The following is a 13,935-nucleotide window of genomic DNA, read 5'->3' on the forward strand; positions in this document are numbered from 1 at the left end:
AATTCATTCGCGATGCTCTTGTAGGCGTTACCGGCCACACCGACGGTGGACCGATGAAGCGTGCTCCACCCGCACGGCTACGCCTCACAGGGAACCTCTCCCGCTGCCTCCGGCTCATGGGTGCGCACCCTGCCCAGCAGTGCGAACACCAGCACCGCCGTCAGCCCGGTCACCGCCGCCAGCACCTGCAGCAGGGTGCGGAACGCCGCGTCATAGCCCGGCAGCAACGCCGCCCGGTCCATACCCAGCATCGCCGCGGCCTGGGCCAGGTCGCCCAGGGCCGCATGGCTGGCGGCGGCGACCCGTTGCGACGGCGCCACCGCTGAAGCCGGCAGGGCCACCAGCATCAGTGCGGCCAGCAACGCGCCGACCAGGGCGATGGCCACGCCGTCGCCGGACACCCGCACGGTGTTGAAGATGCCGGTGGCCATGCCCGCCCGCTCCTTCTCCACCACGCTCACCGCCAGCCCGTCCATCAAGCCCCAGGGCAAGCCGATGCCCACGCCCACCAGCAGCATCGGCAGCACCAGTGCCTGCGGCCCGGCCACCAGCGCCTCGCTCATCCACAACAGCCCCAGCGCGTTCAGCACCAGGCCCAGGGCCGACAGCACACCGGCGGTGAACCAGCGCGACAGCCAGGCCGCCAACATCGGCACCACCAGCAACGGCGCCGACAAGGCGATCATCAGTTGCCCGGTCTGCACGGCGCTGAGGCCATCCACACCGATGAAACGCCCCGGCAGCAGCACGATCAGCACCACGAAGGCGAAGGCGGGCGACGCCCCCAGCAACTGAACACCGGCGAACTGCGCACGACGGAACAGGCCCAGCTCCAGCATCGGCCGTGGGCTGCGCCGTTCGATCAGCACGAAGGCCACCAGCAACGCCAGGCTGCCCCACAGCGAGCCCTGCACCAGCGGGTGCGACCAGCCGTGCTCCGGCGCCAGCAGCGTGCCGCAGGTGAACAGGGTGAGCATCGCGGTAAAGCTGATCGCCCCCGGCCAATCCAGCCCCTGGGCATTGGGGTCACGGCTCTCGCGGGCACAAACGGCCACCAGCAGCGCGCCGGCGGTGCCGAACAGGGCCGGCAGCAGGAACACCATGCGCCAGCCCAGGCCATCGCTCAGCAGGCCGGCCAGCAACGGGCCGAACGCCAGCCCCAGGCCGAAGGTGGTGCCCAGCAGGCTGAACACCCGGGTGCGGATCGGGCCGTGGAATTCCTGGGCCAGCGCCGCCATGGCCCCGGCGAAGGCGGCGGAACCACCCAGGCCCTGGAGCACGCGCAACAGGTCGAACCACAGCACCGTGGGCGCGAAGGGAATCACCAGGGTCACCGCCGCGAACAGCGCCAGGCCCACCAGCCACACGCGCTTGCGCCCGTGGATGTCGGCCAGGCTGCCGGCCGCCATCATCGCGCTGCCATAGGCGAGGATGTAGCCATTGGTGATCCAGCCGAGCTCCACCGCCGAACCGCCCAGGGCCTGGCTGATGGCCGGCAGCACCACCGCCGGGCCGGTGAAGCACAGCGGGATCAGCACCGCCGTCAGGCAGGCAGCCAGCAGCAGCCAGCGGCGAGCACCGTCGGAAAGGGATGAATCGGTCATTTCGGAAGCTCCGCAAGGAAAGTCGGAGCAGGTTATGGCGGCGGTAATTGCGGAAAAACAGGCTAGTATTCCGCACTTAACGGAAGCCTGAGTCCGCAATCGGAAGCGCCATGGAAAGCCTCAACCGCCTCGCCCTCTTCGTCCAGGTCACCGAAAGCCAGAGCTTCGTCGCCGCCGGTCGCGTGCTGGGCATCTCCGCCTCGGCGGTGGGCAAGGGCATCGCCCGCCTGGAACAGCACCTGGGAGTGCGCCTGTTCCACCGCAACACCCGCAGCATCAACCTCACGGTGGAAGGCACGCTGTTCCTCGAACGCTGCCGGCGCATCCTCGGTGAGCTGGAGGCGGCCGAGCACGAGCTGTCGCAGAACACCCAGGAGCCCAGCGGCCGCCTGCGGGTCAGCCTGCCCCTGGTGCTGGGCCTCTTCCCCGTGGTGCTGCCGGCCTTCATGCGCCGCTACCCCGGCATCGAGCTGGACCTGGATTTCAGCGACCGCCTGGTGGACGTGATCGAGGAAGGCTTCGACGTGGTGGTGCGCAGCGGCATCCCCGAGGACTCGCGCCTGCGTGCCCGCCAGCTCGGTGCCTTCCACCTGCAGCTGGTGGGCTCGCCCGAGTACTTCGCCACCCGTGGCACGCCGCGGGTGCCGGCCGACCTGGAGCAACACGCCTGCCTGCACTACAAGTTCCCCAGCACCGGCAAGCTCCAGAAATGGCCCCTGCTGCTCTCACCCGGCGAAAGCGAACCGCAGTTGCCCACCACCCTGGTGTGCAACCACGCCGACACCCTGATCCGCGTTGCCAGCGAAGGCATGGGCATCACCTGCCTGCCCGACTTCGCCATACGCGACGCCCTGGCCAGCGGCCAGTTGCAGACGGTGCTCGAAGACCGCAACCAGCACGCCGGCCACTTCCGCGCCCTCTGGCCCTGCTACAAGCAGATGCCCGCCAAGCTGCGGGTGTTCGTCGACTTCCTCGCCGAGCACCTGTTCCTCGACCAGAGCCAGGTGTGAACGCAGGCCTCTGCTACCTGTAGGGGCGACTTCAGTCGCCAAGGAGCGCGCAGCGGTCCCATCACAGCATGGGTTTCGCTGCGCTCTACCCATCCTACGAACTACAAACACCTCAGCGCCGAAGTCCGAGTTATGGGACGGCGAAGCGCGCCTCCAGGCGGCTGTAGCCCATGCCCACGCCCTTGTGCACCTTGAGCTGCACCGGGATGCGCTCCTTGAGCGCTTCGACGTGGCTGATCACGCCGATCATCTTGCCGCTGGCATTGAGCGCATCCAGGGCGTCGAGGGCCACTTCCAGGGTTTCGCCGTCGAGGGTGCCGAAGCCCTCGTCGAGGAACAGCGAATCGATGCTGGTCTTGTGGCTGACCAGGTCGGAAAGCGCCAGGGCCAGCGCCAGGCTGACCAGGAAGCTCTCGCCGCCGGACAGGGTGCGGCAGTCCCGGGCGACATCGGCCTGCCAGGTGTCCACCACTTCCAGCTCCAGCTCGCCCAGGGCGCGACGGCGCAGCTGGTAGCGGCCGTGCAGGCGCTCCAGCTGCTGGTTGGCCAGGTGGATCAGGTGATCCAGGGTCAGCCCCTGGGCGAAGCGGCGGTACTTGGCGCCGTCGGCCGAGCCGATCAGGCCGTTGAGGCGCTGCCAGAGGTCGCAGGCGCCTTCCTGGGCGGCGATTTCGGCGAACAGCGCCTGCTGGTTCTGCCGGCGCTGCTCGTCGCCGCTCAGTTGCCCGCGCAGCTCGCCCTGGCGCTGGGCCAGTTCGCGCAACTGCAGTTGCAGCGCCTGCAGCTGCTCGTCCAGCTCCACCAGGGCCAGCTCGGTCTGTGGCGTCGCCTGCAATTCCGCCAGGCTCTGCCGGGCTGAGGCTTCCAGGGCCTGGGCTTCGGTCCAGGCCTTCTCCAGGTGGGCCTTGAGGGCCAGCAACTGGTTGCGCGCGTCCTCGTCCAGCAGCGCGGCCAGGTACTGCACCTCGTCGGCGAAGGGGCTCTGCGCCAACGCCTGCTCCCAGGCACCACGCTGGGCGTCGAGCGAGGCCTGTGCGGCCTCCAGTTGCTCGACCAGGGTGTGCTCGCGCCCACCCAGCGCCTGGCTACGCTCCTGGGCCTGCGCCAGCCGCTGCTCGGCCTGCTCCAGGGTAGTGGCGGGGTTATCCACAGCGGCCAGGGCTTCGCCATCGGGCTGCGCCAGCTCGCCCCAGCGCTGCTGCCAGCGCGTGGCGGCGCCTTCGGCGGTTTGCAGCTCGGCCAGCAGCAGGTGCTCGTCGCGCTCCAGGCGCTGCTGCAGGGCCTGGGCGTCACGCCAGGTGCGCCACTCGGCGTCGCGCTCATACAGCCAGCGCTCGTTGTCCTCCGGCAAGGCGTAGCCGAGCTCGCCCAGGGCCGCGCCCAGCTCCGACTCCTGGCGCACCTGCTGCGCCTGGAGCTGGCCCAGTTGCTCCGCGTTCTCCGCTTCGCGGCGGCGCAAGGTGTCCTGTTCCTGCAAGGCCAGGGCATGCCCCTGGGCGGCTTCCAGTTGCAGGCGCTGCGCCTGCTCGCGCTGGACACGGGCGCCTTCGAGGGCCTGCTTGAGGCCATCCAGCTCACCCAGGCTGCGTTGCAGGGCGGCGAGCTCCGCCTGTTGCTGCGCCTGGGCCTCTGCCACCGCCGGGCCATCGACCAGTGGCTGGCCCAGGGCGGTGCAGTGCTGCTGCCACTGCGCCTGCAACTGTTGCAATTCATCCTGCAGGCGCTGCTCGTCCTGCTGGCGCTGGCGCAGGTGCGCTTCCAGCGCGGCCAGCTCGGTATTTAGGGCCGCCCCCCGTTCGCGCACCTGGTCCTGCTCGGCGCGCTTGGCCTGCAACGCGGCCTGGGTCTCCGAGACATCCAGCGCGCCATAGGCCGCGATGGCCGGGTGTTCGTGGGAACCGCACAGCGGGCAGGCCTCGCCGGGCTGCAAGGCGGCGCGATGGGCCTCCAGCTTGAGGATGCGCTGCTCCTGCTCCAGCAGCTTTTCCTTGTCCTGGATCTGTTGCTTGAGGTCGGTGAACTGCAGGCGCAGGGCGTCTCGCACGGCGACCTTTTCCGCCTGCGCACGGCTGTCGGTGTCGATGCCTCCCCGGGTATCGGCCAGTTGCCGTTCCAGGCGCGTGCGGTTTTCCGCCAGCTGCTGCAGGCGGGCGAGTTGGTGGCCCTGGTCGCTGAGGCGCTGCCAGCGCTCGCGCAGGGCGGTTTCGGAATCACCGGCCAGCAGTGTGGCCAAGGCAGCCTGGCGCAGGGCTTCGGCGGCGCGGGCCTGCTCCAGGTGCTGATCGCTTTCCGCCAATGCCGCCTGGAAGCCGACGATGCGCTGCGCCAGCTGCTCGGCGTCCTGCCGTTCCTGCTGCTGGCGGGCCAGCGACTGGGCGATGGCCTGCGCCAGGTGTCGGCGCGCACCGAGCTGTTCACGCCAGGCGCCCAGGCGCTCGCCCAGCAGGCCGTGTTGCGGGTTGGCCGCCAGCAGCGCCTCAATCTGGCCCCGTTGCTCGGCCAGCCCATCGCGGCGGGCGGCGAGTGCCGCCAGCCGCTGCTGGCTGTAGCCCCGCGCCTGCCACAGGCCATCGGCCACCTCGCGGGCGGCCTGAGCCTTCTGTTCACGCACCTGGGCCAGGGCCTCGGCCGCTTCGGTAGCGGCCTGCCCGGCGCGCTGCCAGTCACGGTGCGGCGGGCGCAGGCGCTCGGCCGGCTCGCTCTCGGCCAGGCGCTGCAGTTGCGGCCCGGCCTGCTCCAGCGCCTGCCGGGCGTCCTGCCCCTGCTGCACCGCGGCGAGCTGGCGCGCCTCGGCGCCAGCCAGGGCCTCACGCCACTGGCGCTGGCGCTGCAGGCTCTCCTGCTGGCCGTGCAGGCTGCTTTCACGGCCATTGAGTTCGGCGAGTTCGTTTTGCAGTTGCTGGCGCTGCTCCGCGTTGAGCAGCTCCACGCCCTCAGCCCGTGCACGCAGTTGGCCCAGGCTGGCCTCGGCCTCCTTGGTGCGCTGGTAGACGCGCTCGGAGATCAGCCCGTACACCTCGGTGCCGGTCAGCTCCTCCAGCAGCTCGGCACGCTGATTGGCGCTGGCTTCGAGGAAGGCGGCGAACCCGCCCTGGGCCAGCAGCATGGATTTGGTGAAGCGCTCGAAATCCAGCCCGGTGAGGCTTTCGGTCTGCTTGAGCTTGTCGTTGATCTTGTCGGTGAGAATCTCGCCGTCGGTGATGCGCGCCAGCTCCACCTTGGGTGGCCGTAAGTCCCCTTCGACCTTGTCGCGGGCGCGGCGCTGGCTCCAGAAGGCACGGTAGCCCACGCCCTTCACCTCGAATTCCACCTCGGCCAGGCAGTCGGCGGTGTGGCGGGTCATCAGCTCGTTGACCGTGGCCGAGACGCTGCTCATGCGCGGGGTGCGGTGGTAGAGGGCCAGGCAGATGGCGTCCAGCAGCGTGGTCTTGCCGGCACCGGTGGGGCCGGTGATGGCGAACAGGCCGTTGCCGGCGAAGGGTTCGCCGGTGAAGTCGATCTTCCACTCGCCCTTGAGGGAGTTGAGGTTCTTCAGGCGCAGGCTGAGGATTTTCATGCAGAAGCCGCCGGGGGATGGGAGCGGCATTCTGGCATTCTCCGCCCGCCCGTGCAGGTCCGGCGGCGATAGCGGCGATCTGCCCCGGCCTCAGTTGCGCTCGCTGCGGACCTCTTCCAGCACGCCACGGTGCAGGTCCCGCAGGCGCCGGGCCTGGTCCTCGTCCAGTTGCTCCAGCTCCAGGCGGCGCGCGAACACGTCCTCGGCACTCAGTTCGTCCAGGGTCTCCCGGGCCTCCCCTACCAGGCCGGGCGCGAGGCCGGCGCGTTCGCGGCGCAGGCGCAGCACCTCCACGGGCAAGCCTTCGCACAGGGCGGCGACGCGGCCCTGCAGATCGCTCAGGTAGTCGTCGGTGCCCACCTGCACTTCCAGCCATACGGGGCGCTCGAGCGTGCCCCGGCGGGCCTGCTCGGCAATGGCGCCGCCCAGTTCGCCCAGGGAGCCACGCACGCTGGCCAGGGGCTGGAAACAGGGCACAGGCAAGGGCGTGACGCTGCGCAGGCCCTCCCCGTCCAGCTCCACCAGCAGCACTTCCTTGGCCTGGCCGGCTTCGTCGAAGGACAGCGGGATGGGCGAGCCGCTGTAGCGGATGTGCTCCAGGCCACCGACCTTCTGCGGCCTGTGGATATGTCCGAGGGCGATGTAGGCGGCAGGCGGGAAGGCGCTGGTGGGGAAGGCCTCCAGCGCGCCGACATAGATTTCCCGCACCGACTCGCTGGCACTGGCGCCGACCGTGGTCAGGTGACCGGTGGCGATTATCGGCAGCCCGCCGCCCAGTTCGTCCCGGCGCCGCTCGGCCAGTTCGAACAGCTGCGCGTAATGGGCCTGGATGGCCTGCTGCAGGGACAGCTGCTTGTCCGCCGCGCTCTGCCCGGCCTGGCTCTGCAGCACGTCACGGGCGCGCACGAAGGGGATGGCGCAAAGCACCGCGCCCGGCGCGCCATCAGGGCCGCGCAGCACCAGCACCTGCTCTTGCGGGTCGGCGGCGACACCCGGCACCACGCGGGTGCCCAGGGCCGCCAGCAGGCCCTGGCTCTCGCCGAGCATGGCGGGCGAATCATGGTTGCCACCCACCACCACCAGTTGCGCACCGGCGTCGCGCAGCTCGATGACGAAGCGGTTGTACTGCTCGCGGGCGTAGCTCGGCGGCGCACCGGTGTCGAACACATCGCCCGCCACCAGCACCGCGTCCACCCGGTGTTCCTGCACCTGCTCCAGCAGCCAGGCGCAGAAGGCCTGGTGTTCGGCCTGGCGGGTCTTGCCCATGAAGTGCTGGCCGAGATGCCAGTCGGAGCTGTGCAGGATGCGCATGGGGGTCTGTCACTTGTCGCGGGGAACGGGAAGGCGGCCACCTTGTCATTTACCGGCACCGGGAGGCAACCGCCGCTGCGTCAGTGGCTATCCTTCCCCTCAACTCCAAGCCCCAAGGATTCCCATGCCAAGGTTCCTGAAAGACCTGAAGATCATGCTGCTGGCCAACCTCTGGACTGTGCCCGTGGTCGCCGCGCTGGTGGGCGCGGTGTTCTATTTCGTCGCCCCGCCGCCGCCCATGCACGCCACCCTGGCCACCGGCGGCGCCAATGGCGGCTACGCCCTGTTCGGCGAGAAGCTCAAGGAGGAACTGGCGCGCCAGGGCTTCACCCTGGAGCTGGTGCCCAGCGCCGGCTCCCTGGACAACCTCGGCAAGCTGCAACGCGGCGAGGTGCAGATGGCCCTGGTGCAGAGCGGCCAGGAGCTGACCCTGGAGCCGCGCGAACGCAAGCGCCTGCATGGGCTCGGGGTGATGTACCAGGAGCCGCTGTGGCTGTTCAAACGCAAGGACGTGGACATCGACAGCATGGGCAACCTGCTGCAGCTGCGGGTGGCCATCGGCACACCCAACAGCGGCACCCGCGCCATCGCCTCGGCCCTGCTGCAGGCCAACCAGATCGGCCCGGAGCAGTACCCGCAGAACTGGCAGGAATTCAGCGGCACCCGAGGTGCCGATGCGCTGATCGCCGGCGAGCTGGATGCCGCCTTCTTCGTCGGCCCGGCGGAGAACGCCGTGGTGCAGCGCCTGGCCACGCGCAGCGAGCTGGACCTGGTCAGCCTGCGCCGCAGCGCCGCCTACCGTGCGCGCCTGCCCTACCTGACCAAGCTCGACGTGGGTGAAGGCCTGCTCAACCTCGCCAGCAACAGCCCCTCGCGGGACATCCTCACCCTGGGCCCGGTGGCGACCCTGGTGGCCAACGACGAATTCCACCCCTCGCTGACCCCGCTGATCCTCGAAGCCGCCCGCGAAGTGATGAAGAACGGCAGCCTGCTCGACCCCGCCGGGCGCTACCCCGCCGCCCAGCCGATGACCCTGTCGACGCTGGACGAGGCCGCCTACTACTACAAGAACGGCCTGCCGATCCTGCAGCGCTACCTGCCCTTCCGCATCGCCTCCCTGGCCGACCGCTACATCATCCTGCTGATCCCGCTGCTGGTGGTGATGTTCCCGCTGTTCAAGGCCGTGGGCCCGGTGTACCGCTGGCGCATCCGTGCGCGCATCTACCGCTGGTACAAGTACTTGCGCGAGATCGACCGCAAGCTGGACGCCGGCACCCTGCGCGAGGAGCTGGACGGCGAGATCGGCAAGCTGGAGGAGCTGGAGGACCAACTGGCCAAGGTGGACGTGCCGCTCTCCTACTCCAACGAGCTGTACGAGCTGCACGTGCACCTGCGCTACGTGATCGAGCGGCTCCAGGCGCTGAAGGCCAGGAGCCGCGAAAGCGAGGCCTGAACGGGCCTCAGAAGCGCAGTTGCAGGTAGCGCACCGGCGCCAGCCAGCGCGGCGTCGCCGGGCCGAAGGCCAGGGCCTTGGCCAGGTGCCGACGCAGGCGCCAGTAGGAACCGTGCTCGCTGCCCTTGGCCACGGCGCGGGCAGTGCGGAAGTGCGCCACCGCGACCTGGCTGTCGCCGGCGTGAACCGCAGCGGCGACGCCTTCCAGCAGGTGCTGCATGCAACGGAAGAAGGGCCGCGGCTCCGCCCCCTGCAAGCGCTCCAGCCAGGCATCCAGGGCGCCCATGTCGCCGGCCATGGCGGCATCGAAGCCCAGCCAGACCATCGCATCGTGGTTCTGCGGGTCGCGCTCCAGGGACAGCCGCGACACCGCCGCCGCACGTGCGTCCAGCTTGCGCGCACGCATGCCCAGCGCCAGGTTGTCCAGGCCCCAGGCCGGCGCCTCCGGGTGCTGTTCCCAGTCGGCGAGCCAGTCGAACATCATTTCGTAGCGTTCCTGGTTGACCATCGCGTAGCTGGCCATGCCCCAGATCACGCCATCGCTGCGGATCGTCTCGCGACAGGCTTCGAGGGCATCCACCAGCAGCCGGTTGGCGTTCTTGCGGTTGGCCAGCAGCTCCAGCATGGCGTGCTTGCCGGCGTGCTGCGGGTCGTTCTCCAGCAGGCGCAGGAAGCCCTTCCACAGCGAGCCGGGCATCCAGCGGGCATCCTCGCGGCGCAGCCATTGCAGCGCCGCGCCATGGTGCAGGGAGCCGTCGGCGACACCGGCGTCGAGGGTTTCCTGCAGGTCCTTGTCCTGCTCGGGCCGCTCGAGGATCTTCAGCACCTCGCCCCAGGCGTCGATGCAGCCACTATCGCGGCACAGGGGCTCCAGCACCCGGCGTTTGAGCGCCTGATCGCCCCGGGGCACGGCGAAACGCAGGGCGCGGATCAGCACCGCGGGCTGGCTCGATGCCTCCAGCAGCCGCTCCAGCACCGCGCGCGTGGCCTCCCCCGTACCGTGCTTGAGCAGCAGGTCGAACTCGTGGAGGCCGGCGAAGGTGTAGCAGGCGTCCAGCTGGTAGGCGCGGCTGAAGGACGGCAGCGCCTCTTCGCCCTTGCCGTCGAGCCACAGCGCGTGGCCGAGGAAACCGTGGGCGATGGCCTGGCGGGGTTCCAGGCGCACCATCTCCCGGGCCGACTCCACATAGGCGGCGTATTCGCCGGCGTCGTCCTGCCAGTCGGCCAGGGTGCGCCACCCTTCGAAGAAGGCCGGTTGGCGCTCCAGCAGCTGGCGCATCTCGGCCATGGCGCTGGGCAGGTCCTGCTCCTGGCGGGTGGCACGGGGGCCGAACAGCGCCAGCTCGGGGGGCGTTCCGCCGCCCCAGCAAGGGGCCGCCAGCAGTTGGCGCAATTCGTCGTAGCGCTGGGCTTCCAGCAGCCCTTCGGCCAGCTGGGTGTTGGCGCTGCGGTGACGCGGGTTCAGCTCCAGGGCGCGGCGCAGGGCCGGCTCCCTGGCCTCGAAGCCTTCCTCCTGTTCGGCCAGGGCCAGCCAGGCATCCGGGTCGCCGGCGCGCAGGCGCGTCAGCTCGCGGGCCAGTTCCAGGGGGCGCCCGGGCGTTTCCAGGGCAGCGCTGTAGCGGCGTAGCTGATTCCAGACCCAGCCGTTGCCGGGCTCCTCGCGCAGCACCTTCTCCGCCTCGAGGGCGCCTTCGGCGGGGTTGTCGCGCTCGCCCAGCACATAGCCCAGGTAGGCACGCAGTTCGGTGTTGTCGGGGGTGCGGGCGAGCACGCTGCGCAGCAGGCTTTCGGCCTCCTCCAGGTCTGTGCCCTCGTCCAGCAGGCTTTCGACGTAGAGGCGCACGCTGCGCGTCCACAGCGGGTTGATGCGGAAGCTCCCGCGCAGGGTCTCGCGGCACTCGGCGTACTGCTTCTGGCTGCTCTGCAGCTGGGCCCGCTCCAGGGCCAGGCGCGGCATCAGCGGGAAGCGTTCGATGGCCGACTGCAGCAGGGTCTCGGCCTGCTCCACCTGCCCCATCTCGGCCTGCTGGGCGGCGACCACCACCCACAGCTGCCAGAGGTCGGGGCGCTGTTGCAGGGCTTCGCTCAACTGCTCCAGCAACACCTGCTGTTCCAGCAGCCTGCGCGCCTGGTCCGGGTAGGCGAGCCAGCCGTCGCCAAAGGTCACCTGGGCCACCAGTTGGCGATGGATGAAGTCGAGGCTGTCCAGGGCTTCGGCCTGGTCGGTGCAGGTTTCCAGCAGCATGTTGCCGGCGTAATCGTTATCGGCAGAGCGCTCCAGCGCCTCACGGAAGGCCTCACGGGCGGCCTCGCGCTGGCCAGCCTGGAGCTGCACGAAGCCCCGGGTGGAATAGCTGCTGGAGCTGCGCGGGTCGGTGCGCCGGGCCAGCTCGCAGAACTCCAGGGCCTCGTCATGGCGGCCCAGGCGCGCCAGGGTCACCGCCAGTTCGCGGATCGCCCAGGCGTATTCCGGGTGGCTAGCCAGCAAGCGCCGCAGGGCCGCTTCGGCATCCTCCAGGGAGTGGCGCTGGGCGCGCTCCACCGCCAGCTCGGCGATGCCGCAGTGATGGGGGAAGCGCTCGGCCAGTGCGGTGACGTACGCGTCCACCGCCTCTTCACCGGCGCTCTGGCGCAGCAGTTGTACCTGCATGCGGTGCAGGCTCATGTTCAGCGGGTCCAGCTCCACCGCTTCGCGGCACCAGGCCAGGGCGCGCTGCAGGTCGCCATCGCTGCGCTGGCTGTGCAGCACGGCGGCGCGCAGCCAGGTGCCGCGGCGGCTCACCGGCTCGGCGCGGCGCAGCATCGCCTCGTTCAGTTCCAACTCGCCATGGCGGCCGTAGAAGTCGGCGAGATTGAGCAGCAGGGCCGGGTCCTGGGGGCGGCGTTCCACGGCCTGCTCGAGAATCTGCCGGCACTGCAACGGGTCGGAGAGCTCCTCGATGAACTCGCACAGGGTCAGGGTCGGGCCAGCGGCCAGGGCACCGAGACGCACCTGGCGCTGGCGCAGGAACTCCAGCCCCGCCTCGGTGCGGCCCAGGCAGCGCAGGGCGCGGAAGTACTGGCTGCTGTAGCCCTCGTTGGTGTCGTGCAGGCAGGCGGCGATGCGGTATAGCTCGCAGGCCTGCTCGCGGCTGCCTTCGTTCCAGCGCAGGCTGGCCAGCTCGTTCCAGGCCTGGGCATGCCCCGGGGCCTGGCGCAGGGCACGGCCCAGCAACTGCCGCGCGGTTTCCAGCTGGCTGCCGTCCTCCACCAGCAGGCCGGTGTAGCGCACCAGGATGCCGGCATCGCTCCAGCGCGCCTGGCAATGGCCGGCGAGCCAGTCCAGCTGCTGCTCGCGGGCATGCAACTGGGCCAGGGAGGTGGACTTGGAAAGGATCAGGTTGGCGTCATCGGGGAAGCGTTCGAGCAGCGCTTCGGTGGCCTCCAGCACCTGGGCCTCGCGGCCGTCGTACCAGCCCAGGGCACGCTGGCCCTGGAGGGTCAGGCGGTGTTCGGGCGCGTGCTCGCGAAGGGCCTCGAAGGCGGCCAGGGCGGCTTCGCGGTCGTGCACTTCCAGGGCGCTGACCAGGCGGTAGTAGAGGTCCCAGGTCGCATGCTCCGGCAGCTCCAGGCCGTCCAGGCGGTGGGCTTCCTCGGGCGGCAGCAGGAGCAGGCCACGGGGCCCGGAGGCGCGCTGGGTCTCGTACAGGCCCTCGGCGATGCTCTCGCCGAACTGCGCCTGGCCGGGGTCGCGGATTAGCACGGTGCCACGGGGCTCGTCATAGCCGACCACCGCCTGCAGGTGGCCGCTGCCGGTGTACTGCAGCGACAGGGTGAAGGGCAGGCCCCGGTCGATCAGCGCGCGGCTGGTGGCCCAGTCCACGGTGAACTCGCGCACCAGCCAGCCATTGCGCTCGGCCCAGGCACGCTCGGCCTGGTAGGACGTGCCGTCGTAGCAGATCTCCTCGGCCACCTCCAGGTGCGCCACCGGGCGACCCCAGTAGGTGGACAGCGCGGTCAGGGTGGCGGGGACGCAGGTCATGTGGTGCTGGCGGATGAAGGTCACCGGCAGCAGCACGCGGCCGCCCTTGGGCTCGGCCAGGCGCTCGGCGACCAGGGTGTAGAAGGGGCTCTGGGATTCCTGGGCCAGCGTCCGGCCCTGCTCGTGGTCACCGCGCAGGCAGGCGATGTCGCAGCGACGGCCGGCGTACCAGCCGCGCATGCCTTTCTCCAACAGCAGCGCCAGCGCCAGGGAGTGCTCGATCAGGCGCTCGGCCTCATCCAGTTCGCCCCGTTCGATCAGCAGGTCGATCAATTGCGCGCAGAGCCCGGCGCTCTCCATCCGCTGGGTACCGTCCAGCAGGCGCGCACGGGCGGCGTCTTCGCGCCCCAGCTGCAGTTCGAGCTGGGCGGCCTGCAGGGTCGCGGAGCGGAAGCCGGGCAGCATCGCCAGGGCGCGCTCGCAGAGGTCCAGCGCTTCGGCGTAGCGGTCTTCCTGCTCCAGGCTGTAGGAGCGTTCCACCAGCAACCAGGGGTCGGTGGTGCCCAGTTGCATGGCCGCATCGTGCAGTTCGGCGCTGCGGCCGAAGTCCCGCAGCAACGCCCGCAGGTACCCCTGGAACGACAGCCACTCGGCGCGCAGCCCGGGCTCTTCGGGCAGCCAGTCGGCGAAGCGCTGGAGGAATTCCCAGGCGCGGTACTGGCCACGGCGGGCGAGCAGGAAGCGGGCATAGCGCAGGCGCGACTCGGCGGCCTCCGGGTAGCGGCGGTAGCCGAGCCAGGCCAGGGCATCCCCCAGGCGCGGGGCCCCCAGTTGCCCGGCGAGGCGCGAGGCCAGCGCCATGGCGGCCGCTCCGCGCCAGTGGCGGTAGTCGCCGAACTCGGCAGCCCGGGCATGGGCCTGGAGGAACAGGCCGCGGTCGGCCAGGGCTTCGAGGGAAAGGATCAACTCGGCATCGAGCGCATGGGAGGGCGTATCGAGGATCAGGCCGGACATCGGAACCATCCTTGGTCATTGCAGCG

6 protein-coding genes are annotated in these 13,935 nt (G+C 70.2%); 2 read left to right on the plus strand and 4 right to left on the minus strand.

The genetic code is table 11. The features are described from left to right. Positions 1-77: 77 nt before the first annotated feature. Positions 78-1,604 carry an MFS transporter gene (locus tag ACXI0U_RS18445; protein WP_479550652.1) on the minus strand — a complete coding sequence of 509 codons (1,527 nt, stop codon included), beginning with the start codon at positions 1,602-1,604 and terminating at the stop codon, positions 78-80. A gap of 110 nt (positions 1,605-1,714) precedes the next feature. Between ACXI0U_RS18445 and ACXI0U_RS18450 the strand changes: the two genes are divergently transcribed. Continuing rightward, positions 1,715-2,614, plus strand: a complete 900-nt coding sequence (locus ACXI0U_RS18450) for a LysR family transcriptional regulator (protein ID WP_479550653.1) — start codon at positions 1,715-1,717, stop codon at positions 2,612-2,614. Between the two features lie 130 nt (positions 2,615-2,744). On the opposite strand, the gene ACXI0U_RS18455 is transcribed toward ACXI0U_RS18450, so the two are convergent. Both ACXI0U_RS18455 and sbcD read right to left on the minus strand, forming a co-directional pair. Next, positions 2,745-6,170: an AAA family ATPase gene (locus ACXI0U_RS18455; RefSeq protein WP_479551105.1), complete on the minus strand. Its 3,426-nt coding sequence runs from the start codon at positions 6,168-6,170 to the stop codon at positions 2,745-2,747. Positions 6,171-6,260: 90 nt separating this feature from the next. After that, positions 6,261-7,481, minus strand: coding sequence for an exonuclease subunit SbcD (gene sbcD / locus ACXI0U_RS18460; protein ID WP_479550654.1), 1,221 nt, complete (start codon positions 7,479-7,481; stop codon positions 6,261-6,263). A gap of 124 nt (positions 7,482-7,605) precedes the next feature. Between sbcD and ACXI0U_RS18465 the strand changes: the two genes are divergently transcribed. Further along, complete coding sequence (locus ACXI0U_RS18465) at positions 7,606-8,934, plus strand: TAXI family TRAP transporter solute-binding subunit (protein ID WP_431482627.1); 1,329 nt, start codon at positions 7,606-7,608, stop codon at positions 8,932-8,934. 7 nt (positions 8,935-8,941) lie between these two features. On the opposite strand, the gene ACXI0U_RS18470 is transcribed toward ACXI0U_RS18465, so the two are convergent. Continuing rightward, a complete protein-coding gene (locus ACXI0U_RS18470) occupies positions 8,942-13,909 on the minus strand; it encodes a tetratricopeptide repeat protein (RefSeq protein ID WP_479550655.1) in 4,968 nt (1,655 codons plus the stop codon). Positions 13,910-13,935: the final 26 nt, after the last annotated feature.

It is taken from the genome of Pseudomonas sp. C9D1, from assembly GCF_056491235.1.